The sequence below is a fragment of the Pseudoalteromonas sp. BDTF-M6 genome, from assembly GCF_018334135.1.
Taxonomy (GTDB): domain Bacteria; phylum Pseudomonadota; class Gammaproteobacteria; order Enterobacterales; family Alteromonadaceae; genus Pseudoalteromonas.
Genome location: NZ_JAGXTQ010000002.1, coordinates 222,777 through 241,060 on the forward strand (window position 1 = coordinate 222,777; position 18,284 = coordinate 241,060).

The 18,284-nt window shown below is 49.4% G+C and carries 14 protein-coding genes and 1 tRNA gene; 12 read left to right on the forward strand and 3 right to left on the reverse strand.

The features are described 5' to 3' along the window. Positions 1-3 precede the first annotated feature (3 nt). The 3 genes from cysN to cysG are packed head-to-tail and all read right to left on the reverse strand — an operon-like array spanning position 4 to position 3,791. Positions 4-1,425, reverse strand: coding sequence for a sulfate adenylyltransferase subunit CysN (gene cysN / locus KD147_RS05295; protein WP_212547145.1), 1,422 nt, complete (start codon positions 1,423-1,425; stop codon positions 4-6). Then, a complete protein-coding gene (gene cysD / locus KD147_RS05300) occupies positions 1,425-2,324 on the reverse strand; it encodes a sulfate adenylyltransferase subunit CysD (RefSeq protein ID WP_105253341.1) in 900 nt (299 codons plus the stop codon). The genes cysN and cysD overlap by 1 nt, the downstream gene beginning before the upstream one ends. 45 nt (positions 2,325-2,369) lie before the next feature. After that, positions 2,370-3,791 (reverse strand): siroheme synthase CysG, encoded by a 1,422-nt coding sequence (cysG, locus tag KD147_RS05305; RefSeq protein ID WP_212547146.1) that lies wholly within the window; start codon positions 3,789-3,791, stop codon positions 2,370-2,372. Positions 3,792-4,094: 303 nt separating this feature from the next. On the opposite strand from cysG, the gene deoC reads away from it, so the two are divergent. The 12 genes from deoC (at position 4,095) to rpsL (ending at position 18,255) form a co-directional block, all read left to right on the forward strand. Further along, positions 4,095-4,826, forward strand: a complete 732-nt coding sequence (deoC, locus tag KD147_RS05310) for a deoxyribose-phosphate aldolase (RefSeq protein WP_212547147.1) — start codon at positions 4,095-4,097, stop codon at positions 4,824-4,826. Continuing rightward, positions 4,823-5,329 carry a hypothetical protein gene (locus KD147_RS05315; RefSeq protein WP_105253344.1) on the forward strand — a complete coding sequence of 169 codons (507 nt, stop codon included), beginning with the start codon at positions 4,823-4,825 and terminating at the stop codon, positions 5,327-5,329. The genes deoC and KD147_RS05315 overlap by 4 nt, the downstream gene beginning before the upstream one ends. A gap of 91 nt (positions 5,330-5,420) precedes the next feature. Then, a tRNA-Trp gene (locus tag KD147_RS05320) sits at positions 5,421-5,497 on the forward strand. 125 nt (positions 5,498-5,622) lie between these two features. Continuing rightward, positions 5,623-6,000: a preprotein translocase subunit SecE gene (secE, locus tag KD147_RS05325; RefSeq protein WP_212547349.1), complete on the forward strand. Its 378-nt coding sequence runs from the start codon at positions 5,623-5,625 to the stop codon at positions 5,998-6,000. Positions 6,001-6,004: 4 nt separating this feature from the next. Continuing rightward, entirely contained in the window at positions 6,005-6,562 is a 558-nt protein-coding gene (gene nusG / locus KD147_RS05330) for a transcription termination/antitermination protein NusG (RefSeq protein ID WP_212547148.1), read from the forward strand. 197 nt (positions 6,563-6,759) lie between these two features. Next, the gene (gene rplK, locus KD147_RS05335) at positions 6,760-7,188 is read left to right on the forward strand and encodes a 50S ribosomal protein L11 (protein WP_105253346.1); all 429 of its coding nucleotides are present in this window, start codon (positions 6,760-6,762) and stop codon (positions 7,186-7,188) included. Positions 7,189-7,192: 4 nt separating this feature from the next. After that, positions 7,193-7,897 carry a 50S ribosomal protein L1 gene (rplA, locus tag KD147_RS05340; RefSeq protein WP_105253347.1) on the forward strand — a complete coding sequence of 235 codons (705 nt, stop codon included), beginning with the start codon at positions 7,193-7,195 and terminating at the stop codon, positions 7,895-7,897. A 286-nt stretch (positions 7,898-8,183) separates the two neighbouring features. Further along, positions 8,184-8,678 (forward strand): 50S ribosomal protein L10, encoded by a 495-nt coding sequence (gene rplJ, locus KD147_RS05345; RefSeq protein WP_105189355.1) that lies wholly within the window; start codon positions 8,184-8,186, stop codon positions 8,676-8,678. 81 nt (positions 8,679-8,759) lie between these two features. After that, positions 8,760-9,122, forward strand: coding sequence for a 50S ribosomal protein L7/L12 (gene rplL / locus KD147_RS05350; protein ID WP_105189354.1), 363 nt, complete (start codon positions 8,760-8,762; stop codon positions 9,120-9,122). 271 nt (positions 9,123-9,393) lie between these two features. After that, complete coding sequence (gene rpoB / locus KD147_RS05355) at positions 9,394-13,419, forward strand: DNA-directed RNA polymerase subunit beta (RefSeq protein ID WP_105253349.1); 4,026 nt, start codon at positions 9,394-9,396, stop codon at positions 13,417-13,419. A 92-nt stretch (positions 13,420-13,511) separates the two neighbouring features. Further along, positions 13,512-17,690 carry a DNA-directed RNA polymerase subunit beta' gene (gene rpoC, locus KD147_RS05360; RefSeq protein ID WP_212547149.1) on the forward strand — a complete coding sequence of 1,393 codons (4,179 nt, stop codon included), beginning with the start codon at positions 13,512-13,514 and terminating at the stop codon, positions 17,688-17,690. 190 nt (positions 17,691-17,880) lie between these two features. After that, on the forward strand, positions 17,881-18,255 hold the full coding sequence (gene rpsL, locus KD147_RS05365) for a 30S ribosomal protein S12 (protein ID WP_010387308.1): 375 nt from the start codon (positions 17,881-17,883) through the stop codon (positions 18,253-18,255). Positions 18,256-18,284 lie beyond the last annotated feature (29 nt).

An 18,284-nucleotide genomic window follows, 5' to 3' on the forward strand; every position in this document is an offset into this window, starting at 1 on the left:
GGCTTAGCGCAACTTACTGATGTCTAGCGCTTGCCAATGCGGGAAGTGCTTACGCACCAGGGCATTAAGCTCAACTTCAAAGTCACTGAACTGACCCGCTTGTTGCTGCTGTTTGGCTGCCAGTACCTGCTCAACCATGCCCGCACCCACGGTCAGGTTGGTGAGGCGGTCGATCAGGATAAAGGCACCAGTTTCGCGGTTATTGCGATACATATCCGCTAACAGGGGTTCGGTCAGCTCCACCGTCACTATGGCAATTTCGTTAAGCTGCAGGGCATCGGCCTGGCCATGAGCCAGGGTGTTCACGTCTATGGTGTGATCGATGCGTGAGATCACCGCCGCGGTTTTCTTGGCACCCAACTTGAGGTTATAGGTTTTACCAACAACCAGCGGCTCTTCGTGCATCCACACCAGTTTGGCCTGCAACTGATTGGTCGCCACCGAGGTGGAGGCGCTTGGGACGATCACATCGCCGCGACTGATATCGATCTCGTCGTTCAATGTCATGGTGATGGCCTGACCGGCTTCGGCGGTATCTAGATTACCATCGAAGGTGACCAGCTCTTTGATGCTTGAGGTTTTACCCGAAGGCAATACCTTGACCGCATCGCCCACCTTAAATTCGCCCGAGGTAATGGTGCCCTGGAAACCACGGAAATCTAAGTTAGGACGCACCACATACTGCACCGGCAGGCGGGCTTCAAAGCCATTGTTGGTGGCCGCCGCCGGAGAATCTTCCAGCAGCTCGAGTAAGGGTTTGTCGGTGTAGTAGGGGGTATGCTCTGAGCGAGTCACCACGTTGTCGCCTTTAAGCGCCGACATGGGCACAAACTTGATGTCGCTGACATTTAGCTGCTCGGCAAACTTAAGGTAATCGGCCTTGATCTTCTCATACACGGACTCATCAAAACCGACGATATCCATCTTGTTGATGGCCACCACAAACTGCTCGATACCGAGTGAGTCACAGATAAAGCTGTGGCGCTTGGTTTGCACCTGAACTCCGTAGCGGGCATCCACCAGGATAATCGCTAAGTCACTGGTCGACGCACCGGTCACCATGTTGCGGGTGTACTGCTCGTGTCCCGGGGTGTCGGCAATAATGAACTTACGCTTGGCGGTGGAGAAATAGCGATAGGCCACGTCTATGGTGATGCCTTGCTCGCGCTCCGCCTGCAGGCCATCGACCAGCAGGGCTAAATCCAGCTCTTCGCCGGCGTTACCGACCTTTTCATTGTCTTTGTGCAGTGCCGCCAGTTGGTCTTCATAGATCTGGTGACTGTCGTGCAGGAGGCGACCGATCAGGGTGGATTTACCGTCGTCGACGCTGCCGCAGGTCAACAGGCGCAATAGGCTTTTATCTTGCTGGCGCGTTAAATAGGCCTCGATGCCTAATTCTTTTACTTCATTGGCAGTTGCTGACATTAGAAATAGCCCTCACGTTTTTTCTTCTCCATGGAACCGGCGGAATCGTGATCGATTACGCGGCCCTCACGCTCCGATGATGTCGACAGCAGCATTTCTTCGATAATGCCGGTCAGGGTATCGGCTTCGGATTCCACCGCGCCGGTGAGCGGGTAACAACCCAGGGTACGAAAACGCACCGACTTCAGTTGCGGCTGCTCGCCGTCGCTCAGCGGCATGCGTTCGTCGTCGACCATGATCAGGGTGCCATCGCGCTCAACCACGGGACGCGGCTGGGCCAGGTAAAGTGGCACGATTTCGATGTTTTCCTGGTAGATGTATTGCCAGATATCGAGCTCGGTCCAGTTTGACAGCGGGAACACGCGAATGCTTTCGCCCTGGTTCACCTCACCGTTGTAGGTATTCCACAACTCCGGACGTTGGTTTTTTGGATCCCATCTGTGGTGCTTGTCACGGAATGAATAGACACGCTCTTTCGCACGTGATTTTTCCTCATCGCGACGGGCACCCCCGAAGGCGGCATCAAAACCATATTGGTTAAGCGCCTGCTTCAAACCTTGAGTCTTCATGATGTCGGTGTGCTTGCTGGAGCCGTGAACGAAAGGGCTGATATTCATCGCCAGGCCTTCGGGGTTTTTGTGTACCAGCAGGTCAAAGCCATATTCTTTGGCCATGCGGTCACGAAACTCGATCATCTCACGGAACTTCCAATCGGTATCCACATGCAGCAAAGGAAAGGGGATCTTTGCCGGGAAGAAGGCCTTGCGGGCCAGGTGTAAGAGTACCGAAGAATCTTTACCTATGGAGTAAAGCATTACCGGGTTGTCAAATTCAGCCGCGACCTCGCGGATGATTTTGATGCTTTCAGCCTCAAGCTGCTGAAGATGTGTTAAAGCCATAGCTTTGTTCCTGCCTAAACTCGTAATTTAATATGCCATAGGGTGTTAAGCCACATCGGTCAGAGGCTGTGCCAGGCTGCTGGTTTGTGCCGTACTGCCAAACCAAGCCAACTGCTGATGCAATGATGCTACTTCACCTACTATTAGTAAAGCGGGCGACTGAATATTGTGCAGTGTCACCAGCTCGTCCAACTGTGCCAGGGTGCCCGTGACCACACGCTGCTCTTTGCGTGTGCCGTTTTCTACTATGGCCACCGGAGTCGTCGGGCAGCGGCCATGGTCAATAAGTTGTGCCTTGATATCCGGAGATTTCATCACCCCCATATAAATCGCCAGGGTTTGATTGGGCTTGGCGAGCGACTGCCAGTCCAGCTCCTGACCATCTTTCTTACAGTGGCCGGTCACAAACTGAATGCTTTGGGCGTGATCCCTGTGGGTCAGCGGAATACCTGCGTAGGCGCTGCAGCCTGCTGCTGCGGTGATGCCGGGGACGATTTGATAGCTGACGCCCTGCTCGGCCAGAACCTGGACTTCTTCGCCACCGCGACCATAAATAAAGGGATCGCCGCCCTTGATGCGACAGACCTTTTTGCCCTGCTGCGCCAGCTCCACCAAAATTTCATTGGTGCGCTCTTGCGGCACGCTGTGATCGCCGGCGCGTTTACCGACACAAATTAAATCGGCATCGCGGCGCACCAGCTCCATAATCTCGTCGGACACCAGGTAGTCATACACCACCACATCGGCCTGTTGCATTAGTTGTAAGGCCTTGAGGGTCAGTAATTCCGGGTCGCCGGGGCCGGCACCAATCACATACACCTCACCCTTGGGGGCCGGGGTATCATTAAGCATTTGCTGTAGTTGGGTAAAGGCCTGATCTTCATTACCCTTTTGCACCTGGCTGACGACATTGGAGTCAAACACCCGCTCCCAAAACTGACGACGGTCGGCAAAATGAGTAAAGCGCTGCTTAACCTGGTCGCGAAAGCGACCGACCAGGTTGGCCAGTGGACCAATGTGCTGAGGGATCAGGGTCTCGAGTTTTTCCCGCAGGCGTCTTGCCAGCACGGGCGCGGTGCCGGCACTGGAAATGGCGATGGTCACCGGACTGCGGTCAACAATCGAAGGGAAAATAAAACTGCATTTGGGCTGATCGTCCACCACATTGACGAAAATATGCTGCTCATCGGCGGCCGCCTGCACCTGCGCATTGACCGTTTCACTGTCGGTGGCGGCAATGACCAGCATAAAGCCTTTAACCTGCTCGGCGCTAAATTCGGCGCGCACCAGAGTGACGTCTTGTGTCTGTGTCAGGTTTTCTAGTTGCGTGCAAAATGCCGGCGCGATCAAGGTCAGCTTGGCGCCTGCCTTGAGCATGGCCGTGGCTTTACGCAATGCCACCTCGCCGCCGCCGACGATCAGCACCGGCTTATTATCTAATTTTGTGAATATGGGAAAATATTGCACGCGACACCACCTGTTCCAAGCAACCAAAAAGTAGCGAACCCAAAGATTCGTCTGAGCTGCAAAGCATAAAGCGAGCCCCAGTGGTTAAAAAATAATTTGTTCCAAGCTTATATAACCAAAAGTTATATGCTGACTTTTGAAATGGCTTAAGCCAATAAAAATAAAGCCTTAAGTATGTGTTGAGTAATTTAGTGAGAAACCTTGAGGCGAAAAAGAGTCGTTAAAAGTTAACTTGATCTAAATCTCATTTAACTGCGCCACGACAATGCTAGTATAGGTGTAGCACTAAAAGGAGAGTGATTCATGAGCGCGTCACATGATGCCCAATTGGCCCTGGCCTGTTTGGATTTTACCCGTCTGAATGAAGGCGATGAGGATGAAAATATAAAGGCGTTTTTGCAGCAATTGTCGGCGGATAAGCCGTTACCTGCGGCGATCTGCATCTATCCGCAGTGGTTGACCTATGTGCGCGTCTTTATGCAGAGCCACTTTGCCCAGGTTCCCGCCTTGGCGACGGTGACCAATTTTCCCGGGGGCGATCAGCCTTTAGATGAAGTGTTACGCGAAACTGAGTTGGCACTGGCCCTGGGCGCCGATGAAATCGATTTGGTCCTGCCTTACAAACGCTTGCAGGCGGGCGATGAGCAAACTCCTCTTGATTATGTACGCCGCGCTAAGGCGCTGTGTGATGGGCGGGCCAAGCTTAAGGTGATCATTGAAAGTGGCGAGCTCAGTTTGGCGCAGGTGGCGCAGGCAACCCGTATTGCCATCGCCGGCGGCGCCGATTTTGTCAAGACCAGCACCGGCAAGGTGGCGGTTAATGCCACCTTGGAAGCGGTGGCGGTGATGCTTGAGGAAATCAAGCTCAGCGGCCAGACGGTTGGGCTAAAGGTCTCCGGCGGTGTCAGAACCTTAGCTCAGGCGCAGCAGTATATGGAGTTGGTCGCGGATAAAATGGGCACGGCGTGGCTGGCTCCCGGTCGTTTTCGTTTTGGCGCTTCGGCGCTTTTAGATGACCTGTATCGCGCCTTATGACCGACAGTGAAGCCGAAAAGCTCCAGTTAGAGCATCAAGCGGCGCGGTTGTTTTTACGTGCCTATGAGCGCACCTATCATACTCCGATGCGCCATATCTGGCACAATGAGCCGGCCAAGCCCGATGTCAGCTGTTATATGGATGGCGAGCGTCTGGACATAGAGATCGCCCATTTGTATGCCAATGAACACGAGGCCATGGCGGTGCTGGGTCGGGTGTTAAACCTGGATATTCAACGCCAGTTGGCGCAATTGGCATTAAACCCGCCTTCGGGGCAGCTGGCCTTCGCCCTTAACCGTCTGCTGCAGGCCAAGGCCAGTAAGCAATACGACAGTAAACGGGTGTGGTTGCTTATTCGCAATGCCAGCACCTTGTGGCAACGGGAGGATTTTCTCACCGTGATGAGAGGCTTGCGGGTGCCCGCGCCACATCAGTTTGAGCAAATCTGGCTGCTGAGTGACTGGCATGGCAAAGAGCAACCTCTGCTGCTATACAAAGATTGAGAGGGCTAAAATCGCACAATTAATTTTATCCGTGCCTGGCTTTTACTCTTGTTTTAGCGCGTTTGGTCAGTATAATGGGCATCCACTTTGCAGGGGCGTAGTTCCAATTGGTAGAACAGCGGTCTCCAAAACCGACGGTTGGGAGTTCGAATCTCTCCGCCCCTGCCACTTTTCAGCTAGCAAGTCTAAGTCTAAAAATCTGTTTTAAAAGCAAGTTTTTAAGGTTAGATTTGGATAGATTTACCCTGTCGAGTGACGGGGTTGTTGTGTCTGTATTTAAGGTATCAGGAATTATGAGTGCAAATGTAGAAAACCCGTCAAGCTCAATGGACTGGGTAAAGTGGCTATTCGCCATTGCGTTACTGGCAGCAGCCGTAGTAGGTAACACCGTATTTGGTGAAGAGTCTGCGTTAATTCGAGCGATCGGCGTTGTTGCGGCAGTGGCTATCGCCTTAGCGGTAGCGGCGACCACGGAAAAGGGTCGTAACTTTATCACGTTTGCTAAAGAGGCACGCATCGAAGTACGTAAAGTGGTTTGGCCAACGCGTCAAGAAACCACGCACACTACGTTCATCGTAATGATTGCGACAGTTATTATGGCGCTAATCCTGTGGGGATTGGATGGAATTTTATTCCGAGTAGTAGGCTTTTTAACTGGATTGGAGATCTAGTCCCATGACGGAAGAGAAAAAAGAAAAGAAATTACGTTGGTATGTGATTCAGGCTTTCTCAGGTTTTGAGAAGCGTGTAGCACAAACCATCAAAGAGCACATCCAAATCCAAGGTCTGGAAGACAGCTTTGGTGAAGTGCTAGTGCCTACTGAAGAAGTAGTTGAAATGCGCGCCGGTCAAAAGCGCAAGTCAGAGCGTAAATTCTTCCCGGGCTATGTTCTGGTTGAAATGGACATGAATGATGAAAGCTGGCACCTGGTAAACAGCACGCCACGTGTAATGGGCTTCATCGGTGGTACGTCTGACCGTCCTGCTCCGATCAGCAAAAAAGAAGCGGACCGCATCCTTAACCGTCTACAAGAAAACGCCGAAGCACCTAAGCCGGCTACCTTGTTTGAGCCGGGTGAAGTGGTACGCGTTATCGATGGTCCTTTCGCAGACTTCAACGGTGTGGTTGAAGAAGTGGACTACGAGAAAAGCCGCTTGAAAGTATCTGTGCTTATCTTCGGTCGTTCAACGCCAGTTGAACTTGAATTCGGCCAGGTAGAACAAGATAAATAATTTGTCTACTTAAACGACAAAAGCATATTGAAAAAGGCCGCTGATTAACTTATAATCAGCGGCCTTTTTGCATTCATTGCCCGGTGTTTGTCACTCGGTGATGAGGGTGAAAAGAGTACTAAATTTTTAATTGGGAAGCCGTTTGAGTACGCGTCCTCGCGCGCACGAGGCTAAGACCCACCTAACGAGGTATAATCATGGCTAAAAAAGTTGAAGCTTTAATCAAGCTACAAGTTGCTGCTGGTATGGCTAACCCTAGTCCACCAGTAGGTCCTGCTCTAGGTCAACACGGTGTAAACATCATGGAATTCTGTAAAGCGTTCAACGCCCGTACAGAATCTCTAGAGAAAGGCGCACCTGTTCCTGTAATCATCTCTGTTTACAGCGACCGTTCATTCACGTTTGAAATGAAGACTCCTCCTGCTGCTTACCTTCTTAAGAAAGCTGCGGGCATCAAGTCTGGTTCAGGCCGTCCTAACACTGAGAAAGTAGGTTCTGTTACTCGCGCTCAACTAGAAGAAATCGTTGAGATGAAGAAACCAGACCTTACAGCGGCCGACATGGACGCTGCGGTACGCACTATCGCAGGTTCTGCGCGTGCAATGGGCTTGAACGTAGAGGACTAAGATAATGGCAAAACTAACTAAACGTATGCGTACTATCCGCGAGAAAGTGGAAGTAACTAAAGATTACGAAATCAACGAAGCTGTAGCGCTTCTTAAAGAGCTAGCGACTGCTAAGTTCGTTGAAAGTGTTGACGTTGCTGTTAACCTTGGTATCGACGCACGTAAATCTGACCAAAACGTACGTGGCGCAACTGTTCTTCCTCACGGTACTGGCCGTGACGTTCGCGTAGCTGTATTCACCGCTGGTGCAAATGCAGAAGCTGCGAAAGAAGCAGGTGCTGACATCGTAGGTATGGAAGACCTTGCCGAGCTAGTTAAGAAAGGCGAAATGAACTTCGACGTAGTTGTTGCTTCTCCAGATGCAATGCGCGTTGTTGGTCAACTAGGTCAAATCCTAGGTCCACGTGGTCTTATGCCTAACCCTAAAACTGGTACTGTAACTCCTAACGTTGCAGAAGCAGTTAAAAATGCAAAAGCTGGCCAGGTTCGTTACCGCAACGACAAGAACGGCATCATCCACACTACTATCGGTAAAGTGGACTTCACAGCTGAGCAACTACAAGAAAACCTTGAGTCTCTAATTGTAGCGCTTAAGAAAGCTAAGCCTTCTCAAGCAAAAGGTACTTACATCAAGAAAGTAAGCATCTCTACTACTATGGGCGCAGGTGTTTCTGTAGACCAAAACTCTCTAAGCACGCAGGTAGCGTAATTTAAGAGTTTACGTGGCGCGATTTTTATACTATAATTTCGCGCCATTTTGTTGAGAAAACGTCTCAACAAAGCAACAAATTCGGGTTGAAGCCAAGTTACTTGGCTTCCGTCCAAGACCGTAGGTGCAGTGATTCACTGCTTAATCTCCTACGTAGACGGTGTGAATCCCAGCTAGATTTTTCCTAATCTTCTGGCTCTCGCCGTAACAAGCAGCTCCGCTTACTTATGAGTGGAGTAGAGTAAAACTGAGGGATGGAAGTTCCTCACAACCAGGAGTAACACCCATGGCTTTAAATCTTCAAGACAAAAAAGCAATTGTTGCTGAAGTCAACGAAGCTGCCAAAGGTGCTCTATCTGCAGTTGTTGCAGATTCTCGTGGTGTAACTGTAGACGCTATCACAGCCCTTCGTAAAGAAGCTCGTGAAGCTGGTGTATGGATGAAAGTTGTTCGTAACACCCTAGCTAAACGTGCTGTTGAAGGTACTGAATACGAGTGTCTAACTGAATCACTAGTAGGCCCTAGCCTAATCGCTTTCTCTTCTGAGCACCCAGGTGCTGCAGCGCGTATCTTTAAAGATTTCGCTAAGAGTCATGAAGCGTTTGAGCTTAAAACGGCTGCTTTTGACGGTTCTCTAGTTGATGTAGACATGCTTGCTAAGCTACCTACATACGACGAAGCAGTTGCACGTCTAATGAGCGCTATGAAAGAAGCTTCTGCGGGCAAGCTGGCAAAAACTCTTGCTGCAGTTCGCGACCAGAAACAAGAACAAGCTGCTTAATTTTTATTTATAAGCTATTGTTCTTTATCGGTGTATTGAATTTAATGAACCGCAAGGTTCGAGAATATTAGGAAATTTACAATGTCTGTAACTAAAGACCAAATCCTTGACGCTATTGCTGAAATGTCAGTAATGGAAGTTGTTGAACTAGTTGAAGCAATGGAAGAAAAATTCGGCGTAACTGCAGCTGCTGCTGTTGTTGCTGCTGGTCCTGCTGAAGCTGCTGAAGAGAAGACTGAGTTCGACGTAATCCTAGCTGGCGCTGGCGCTAACAAAGTTGCTGCTATCAAAGCAGTACGTGGCGCAACAGGTCTTGGCCTTAAAGAAGCTAAAGCTCTTGTTGAATCAGCTCCTGCACCTATCAAAGAAGGTGTATCTAAGGAAGAAGCTGAAGCACTTAAGAAAGATCTTGAAGAAGCTGGTGCTGAAGTTGAGATCAAGTAATCTAGCATACGCTAGGTTCGCTGCCTGAGAAATCAGGCAAGGGCTGGTGATTATTTAATCACCGGCCCTTTTGCGCTATAGAGAGAAAATTCACTATTGCGCTTTCTATAACCAAATTTCACTATTATTATCAATTAGTTACACCTAAATATTGGCAATAGCAGTGACATTTGGACGCAACTCTAAATGTTGTAGAAATTGGCATTTCGTCAATGAAGTCCTGTTCTTACAAGAACAGGTAGGGTCAAAGATCAGCAAGCTGAGGAACCCCATGGCTTACTCTTATTCTGAAAAGAAACGTATCCGTAAGGATTTTGGTAAACGTCCACAGGTTTTGGATGTGCCTTTCTTACTGCAGATGCAGCTAGAATCGTTTAAAAAATTCTTAACGCCGGACGCTGACGGTGATTTCGGTTTGGAAGCTGCTTTCCGTTCCGTTTTCCCGATTAAAAGCTACTCGGGCAATTCTGAGCTTCAATACGTAAGTTATCGTATTGGTGAGCCAGTATTCGACGTTAAAGAATGTCAAATTCGCGGCGTGACATATTCTGCTCCACTTCGCGTGAAACTTCGTCTAGTGCTTATGGACAAAGAAGCACCTGGCACTGTTAAAGACATCAAAGAGCAAGAAGTTTACATGGGCGAGATTCCGCTCATGACCGACACAGGTACCTTTGTTATCAATGGTACTGAGCGTGTTATTGTTTCTCAGCTACACCGTTCACCTGGTGTATTCTTTGATAACGACCGTGGTAAAACCCACTCGTCGGGTAAAGTACTTTATAACGCCCGCGTTATCCCTTACCGTGGTTCTTGGCTCGACTTTGAATTCGATGCTAAAGATAACCTGTATGTACGTATTGACCGTCGTCGTAAACTTCCTGCGTCGATCATTCTACGTGCCCTTGATTTCTCAACCGAAGAAATCCTAAACATCTTCTTCGAAACCACTACGTTTGAAGTGACTGACGGTAAAGTTCTAATGGAACTTGTGCCTTCACGTCTACGTGGTGAAACCGCCGCTTTTGATATCAAGAGCGAAGACGGTGAAGTAGTGATTGAGCAAGGCCGTCGTGTTACTGCGCGTCACATCAAAACTCTCGAAAAACAAGGCATCGATCAACTAGAAGTACCACACGAGTACATCATTGGTCGCGTACTAGCTAAGAACTACGTCGATGAGTCTACCGGTGAAGTGATCGCCAACGCCAATGACGAGCTTTCTCTTGAGCTGATGGCTGAGCTTGTTAAAGCGGGCCACACTCAGATCGCCACCCTGTACATCAATGATGTAGACAGCGGTGCGTACATGTCTGACACCGTGCGTATTGACTCAACGTCAAACCGCCTAGAAGCGCTTGTGGAAATCTACCGCATGATGCGCCCTGGTGAGCCACCAACAAAAGAAGCGGCTGAAGCATTATTTGAAAACCTATTCTTCACCGATGAGCGCTATGATCTATCAACCGTAGGTCGTATGAAGTTCAACAGCCGTGTTGGTTACGATTCAGACGAAGGTCCAGGTACACTTTCTAAAGAAGATATCGTGTCTGTAATGAAAGTGTTGATCGACATCCGTAACGGTAAAGGCGATGTGGATGATATCGACCACCTAGGTAACCGTCGTATTCGTTCTGTGGGCGAAATGGCCGAGAACCAATTCCGTGTTGGTCTAGTGCGTGTTGAGCGTGCGGTACGTGAGCGCCTAAGCCTTGGTGATCTTGATGCCATCATGCCACAAGACCTGATCAACGCTAAGCCTATCTCGGCTGCGGTGAAAGAGTTCTTTGGTTCATCACAGCTTTCACAGTTCATGGACCAGAACAACCCGCTTTCAGAAGTAACGCACAAGCGTCGTATTTCTGCATTAGGCCCGGGTGGTCTTACCCGTGAGCGTGCAGGCTTCGAAGTACGTGACGTACACGTAACGCACTACGGTCGCGTATGTCCAATCGAAACGCCTGAAGGTCCAAACATCGGTCTAATCAACTCATTGTCTACGTACGCACGTACCAATGACTTCGGTTTCCTGGAAACACCTTACCGTAAAGTGGTAGACGGTGTGGTTACCGACGACGTTGATTACCTATCTGCTATCGAAGAAGGTCAATTCGTAATTGCTCAGGCAAACGTTGACTTGAACGATAACAACGAATTTATTGAAGAACTGGTTACTTGTCGTCACAAAGGTGAATCAACCTTGATGCCGCGCGAAGACATCCAATATATGGACGTATCGCCACAACAGGTTATTTCAGTAGCTGCTGCTCTTATCCCATTCCTAGAGCACGATGATGCGAACCGTGCATTGATGGGATCGAACATGCAACGTCAGGCTGTTCCTACACTACGCGCCGATAAGCCGCTAGTAGGTACAGGTATCGAGCTTACACTTGCCAAAGACTCAGGTGTAACCATCGTTGCTAAGCGTGGTGGTGTGGTTGATTACGCTGATGCGAGCCGTATCGTTATCAACGTAAACGAAGATGAGCGCGTACCAGGCGAAGCCGGTATCGACATCTACAACCTGACTAAGTACACCCGTTCTAACCAGAACACCTGTATTAACCAAAAGCCAACTTGTATGGTTGGTGAGCCAATCGTACGTGGTGACGTACTGGCCGACGGTCCTTCAACAGACCTAGGTGACTTGGCATTGGGTCAAAACTTACGCGTGGCATTCATGCCTTGGAATGGTTACAACTTCGAGGATTCAATCCTACTTTCAGAGAACGTTGTAAAAGAAGATCGTCTAACGACTATCCACATCCAAGAGCTTCAGTGTATTGCTCGTGATACTAAGCTTGGGCCTGAAGAGATCACAGCCGATATCCCGAACGTGGGTGAGTCTGCACTAGGCAAGCTGGATGAGTCTGGCGTTGTTTACATCGGTGCGGAAGTGAAAGGTGGTGACATCCTAGTAGGTAAAGTAACGCCTAAGGGTGAAACCCAGCTAACTCCTGAAGAGAAGCTACTACGTGCGATCTTCGGTGAGAAAGCGTCTGACGTTAAAGACAGCTCACTGCGTGTACCTAACTCGGTATCGGGTACGGTTATCGACGTACAAGTCTTCACCCGTGACGGTGTAGAAAAAGACAAGCGTGCGCTTGAAATCGAAGAAATGCAGCTACGTGAAGCGAAGAAAGACTTCAACGAAGAGTTCAAGATCCTTGAAGAAGGTGTATTGAGCCGTGCTCGCAAACTTCTTACCGATTCAGGTGTAGACGCAGCGAAACTAGTTGGTCTTGCTGCCGATAAGATCCTAACGCAAAGTCTGGCCGCAGAAGACAAGCAAGCCGAGCTAGAGCAACTTGCTGCTCAGTACGACGAGCTTAAGGCCGAGTACGATAAGAAATTTGAAACCAAGCGTCGCAAGATCACTCAAGGTGATGACTTAGCGCCAGGCGTATTGAAGATTGTGAAGGTTTACCTAGCGGTTAAACGTCGCATCCAGCCAGGTGATAAGATGGCGGGTCGTCACGGTAACAAGGGTGTTATCTCGACTATCGTACCAGTAGAAGACATGCCTTACGATGACAAGGGCCGTACCGTAGATATCGTACTAAACCCACTGGGTGTACCATCACGTATGAACATCGGTCAGATCCTTGAAACGCACATGGGCCTAGCGGCACGTGGTATCGGTGAGCGTATCGAAGAAATGATGAAAGAGCAGCGTGAACTTCACGAGCTGCGCGAATTCATCAAGAAAGCGTACGAGCTAGGTGAGTGTCGTCAGAAAGTAGACATCGACACCTTCTCAGATGACGAAGTTCGTCGTCTAGCCGAGAACCTTAAAGGCGGTCTACCAATCGCAACTCCAGCATTCGATGGCGCTAAAGAAAGCGAAATCAAAGAGATGCTAGAGCTAGGTGGCTACCCATCAAGCGGTCAGGTAACCCTGTATGACGGTCGTACCGGTGACCAGTTTGAGCGTCAAGTAACCGTAGGTTACATGTACATGCTGAAACTGAACCACCTTGTTGATGACAAGATGCACGCTCGTTCAACTGGTTCTTACAGCCTAGTAACGCAACAGCCGCTGGGTGGTAAAGCTCAGTTCGGTGGTCAGCGCTTCGGTGAGATGGAAGTATGGGCACTTGAAGCGTACGGCGCAGCCTACACGCTACAAGAGATGTTGACGGTGAAGTCGGATGACGTGAACGGTCGTACCAAGATGTATAAGAACATCGTTGATGGCAACCACAAGATGGAGCCAGGTATGCCGGAATCATTCAACGTATTGTTGAAAGAAATCCGTTCACTCGGTATCAACATCGAGCTTGAAGAAGAATAAGCCGGTTGGGCGCCTAGCGCGCCCACTACCTGCAAAAAGAATGAATGGGCGGTTGTCCGCCCTCGAGATTAACCTCCGACAGGAGAGCTAAGGTGAAAGACTTACTTAAGTTTCTGAAGCAACAAAATAAGACCGAAGAATTCGACGCAATTCGCATTGGTCTTGCTTCGCCAGACATGGTGCGTTCATGGTCATTCGGTGAAGTAAAGAAACCTGAGACCATTAACTACCGTACTTTCAAGCCTGAGCGTGACGGCTTATTCTGTGCCCGTATCTTCGGCCCAGTGAAAGACTATGAGTGTTTGTGTGGTAAATACAAGCGCTTAAAACACCGTGGTGTTATTTGTGAAAAGTGTGGCGTTGAAGTAACGCTGACTAAAGTACGTCGTGACCGCATGGGTCACATCGAGCTTGCAAGCCCAGTTGCACACATCTGGTTCTTGAAATCACTACCGTCTCGTATCGGCTTAATGCTTGATATGACGCTACGTGACATCGAGCGCGTACTGTACTTCGAATCATTCGTTGTGACCGAGCCTGGCATGACTACGCTTGAGCGTGGCCAGCTACTAGGCGAAGAAGAGTACCTGGATGCTCTTGAAGAGCACGGCGACGAGTTCGAAGCCAAGATGGGTGCGGAAGCCGTACTTGATCTTCTTAAAGAACTAGACCTAGGTCAGCTGATCGCAGAAATGCGTGAAGAGCTACCGACTATCAACTCTGAAACTAAGCGTAAGAAAATCACTAAGCGCTTGAAGTTGATGGAATCATTCCACCAGTCTGGCAACAACCCAGAGTGGATGATCATGACGGTTCTTCCGGTTCTGCCACCCGATCTACGTCCTCTAGTACCACTAGACGGCGGTCGTTTTGCGACCTCAGATCTGAACGACCTATACCGTCGAGTGATCAACCGTAACAACCGTTTGAAGCGTCTTCTTGACCTAGCGGCACCGGACATCATCGTCCGCAACGAAAAGCGTATGCTGCAAGAAGCGGTAGATGCGCTACTTGATAACGGTCGTCGTGGTCGTGCGATCACAGGTTCTAACAAGCGTCCTCTTAAGTCGCTTGCAGACATGATCAAGGGTAAGCAAGGTCGTTTCCGTCAAAACCTTCTAGGTAAGCGTGTTGACTACTCAGGCCGTTCTGTAATCACCGTAGGTCCTACACTGAAACTACACCAGTGTGGTCTTCCTAAGAAAATGGCACTTGAGCTATTCAAGCCATTCATCTACGGCAAACTAGAGCGCCGCGGTATGGCGACAACCATCAAAGCTGCGAAGAAGATGGTTGAGCGTGAAGTACCAGAGGTTTGGGACGTACTAGACGAAGTAATTCGTGAACACCCAGTGCTACTTAACCGTGCACCGACACTTCACCGTTTGGGTATCCAGGCATTTGAGCCGGTACTAATCGAAGGTAAAGCGATTCACCTGCACCCGCTAGTGTGTGCGGCGTATAACGCCGACTTCGACGGTGACCAAATGGCGGTTCACGTACCATTGACGCTAGAAGCGCAGCTAGAAGCGCGTGCGTTGATGATGTCAACCAACAACATTCTTTCGCCTGCGAACGGTGAGCCAATCATCGTACCTTCACAGGACGTTGTATTGGGTCTTTACTACATGACCCGTGATCGCATCAATGCCAAAGGTGAAGGCCTGGTATTGAAAGACGCGAAAGAAGCTGAAAAAGCATACCGTACTGGCGTAGCCGAACTACACGCACGCGTAAAAGTACGTATGACGCAAACAGTGATTGCTGAAGACGGTACTGCAAGCGAAGTAACCGGCATCGTAGAAACCACTGTCGGTCGTGCAATCTTCTCATTGATCATGCCACAAGGCTTACCGTTCGAGTTGGTTAACCGCCCACTTGGTAAGAAGCAAATCTCTGGCATGTTGAACGAGTGTTACCGTCTACTAGGTCTGAAAGATACCGTTATCTTTGCCGACCAAGTAATGTACACCGGTTTCCACTACGCGATGAAGTCGGGTGTGTCTATCGGTATCAATGACATGGAAATTCCACCGGTTAAAGCTGAGATCATCGAAGCGGCCGAGGAAGAAGTTGCTGAAATCAACCAGCAGTTCCAGTCAGGTCTTGTAACCGCCGGTGAAAAGTACAACAAAGTTATCGATATCTGGTCACGTGTGAACGAAAACCTATCACGCGAAATGATGGCTAACCTATCGAAAGACACAGTTATCAACGCTGAAGGTGTTGAAGAAGAGCAAGACTCATTCAACTCAGTGTTTATGATGGCCGACTCGGGCGCTCGTGGTAGTGCGGCCCAGATTCGTCAGCTAGCGGGTATGCGTGGTTTGATGGCACGTCCGGATGGTTCAATCATCGAGACGCCAATCACCGCAAACTTCCGTGAAGGTCTAAACGTACTTCAGTACTTCATCTCGACGCACGGTGCGCGTAAAGGTCTTGCCGATACCGCATTGAAGACAGCGAACTCGGGTTACCTAACGCGTCGTCTAGTAGACGTTGCCCAAGACTTGGTAATCAACGAAGTAGACTGTGGCACCGAAGATGGTCTAACTATGAAGCCGCTAATCGAAGGTGGTGACGTAGTTGAGCCGCTACGCGAGCGTGTACTAGGTCGTGTAGTTGCAGAGCCTGTGGTTATTCCTGGCACCGACGAAGTGCTTGTAGAGCGCAACGTGATGCTTGACGAGAAACTGTGTGACCTTCTAGAAGAGCACTCGGTGGACGAAGTACGCGTACGTTCTGTTATCACCTGTGACAACGACTTCGGCGTATGTTCGAACTGTTACGGTCGTGACCTGGCCCGTGGCCACCGCATCAATGCGGGTGAAGCGGTCGGTGTTATCGCGGCACAGTCAATCGGTGAGCCGGGTACCCAGCTTACGATGCGTACCTTCCACATCGGTGGTGCGGCATCTCGAGCGTCAGCAGAGAACAGCGTACAAGTTAAGAACAACGGTCGTCTGAAGCTGCACAATGCGAAATTCGTATTGAACACTGAAGGCAAGATTGTAATCACTTCACGTTCAACAGAAATCACCATCATCGATGAGCATGGTCGTGAGAAAGAGCGTTATAAAGTACCTTACGGTGCAGTACTAACTGTACAAGACGGTGCCGAAGTGAAGGGTAACGACATAGTTGCTATGTGGGACCCGCACAGTCACCCAATTATTATCGAGCACGAGTCAAAAGTGTCGTTCAGCGACATCGACGATTCGAACACCGAAACGCAGACCGACGAGCTTACTGGCCTAACACGTGTGGTTGTTAAAGACCTAGCGAAAGTAAATGCCAAAGAGCCCAAGCTAATCATTGAAAATGAAGAGCGTGGCCTGCAGGAAATCCGCCTACCGTCATTCACCACAATCGAAGTGAGCGATGGCGCGACCTCTAAACCAGGTGACGTACTGGCGCGTATTCCACAAGAAGGTTCGAAGACTCGTGACATCACCGGTGGTCTACCGCGCGTAGCGGACCTATTCGAAGCTCGTAAGCCGAAAGATCCAGCAATCCTTGCTGAAATCTCAGGTATGGTAAGCTTTGGTAAAGAGACCAAAGGTAAGAAACGTCTTGTGATCACGCCTGAAGAGGGTGATGCATACGAAGAAATGATTCCTAAGTGGCGTCAGCTTAACGTGTTCGAAGGTGAGACAGTATCTAAAGGTGAAGTAATCGCCGATGGTCCTGAGTCTCCGCATGACATCCTTCGTCTACGTGGCGTAACCGATGTTGCTAACTACATCGTTAACGAAGTGCAAGACGTTTACCGTCTGCAAGGTGTAAAGATTAACGATAAGCACATCGAAACCGTTATCCGTCAGATGCTACGTAAGTGTCTGATCACTGACGGCGGTGACTCTGAATTCCTAGCCGGTGAGCAGGTTGAGGTAGCACGTGTAAACATTGCTAACCGTGACCTGGAAGCCCAAGGTAAGATCCCAGCTAAATTCGAAATTCAGCTGATGGGTATTACCAAGGCATCACTTGCTACAGAATCATTCATTTCAGCAGCCTCGTTCCAGGAGACCACGCGTGTCCTAACCGAAGCCGCTGTAAATGGTAAGAGCGATGAGCTTCGTGGTCTGAAAGAGAACGTAATCGTGGGTCGCTTGATCCCAGCCGGTACCGGCTTTGCGTATCACCAGGACCGCGCAAACCGTCGCAAGCAAAATGCAGAGGATTTGCTTGAGCCAACGGTCAGTGCAGAAGAGGCAACTCAAGCACTAACCGATGCGCTAAATGCAGATTTGTCTGGCGACCAGGAATAAAACTTAATTTCATAATTAAGTCATGCCTAGAGTGGTAGAATGCTGCTCTGGGCATTGTTTTGGTTGACAGGCTAAACTTTGCTCATTAAAATTCCGCCACCCTTTTACTCGCTACAACGACTGTTGCGGATAAATTGGGCGGAATTTTTAATTTTTTCAGTAGTAACTTTAATTTTTCAGGAGCTATTTAATGGCAACTATTAACCAGCTAGTGCGCAAGCCACGTCGCAGCAAGGTTACTAAAAGTAACTCAGCCGCGCTAAAGGCATGTCCACAAAAGCGTGGTGTATGTACTCGTGTATATACTACTACTCCTAAGAAACCTAACTCGGCTCTACGTAAAGTAGCCCGTGTTCGTCTAACGAACGGTTTCGAAGTAACATCATACATCGGTGGTGAAGGTCACAACCTTCAAGAGCACAGTGTAATCCTTATCCGTGGTGGTCGTGTTAAAGACTTACCAGGTGTACGTTTCCACACTGTTCGCGGTGCACTTGACTGTGCAGGCGTAAATGACCGTAAGCAAGGTCGTTCTAAGTACGGTGCAAAACGCCCTAAGGGCTAATGGTTCTCCGTTAGTAAGGCCAAGCACTT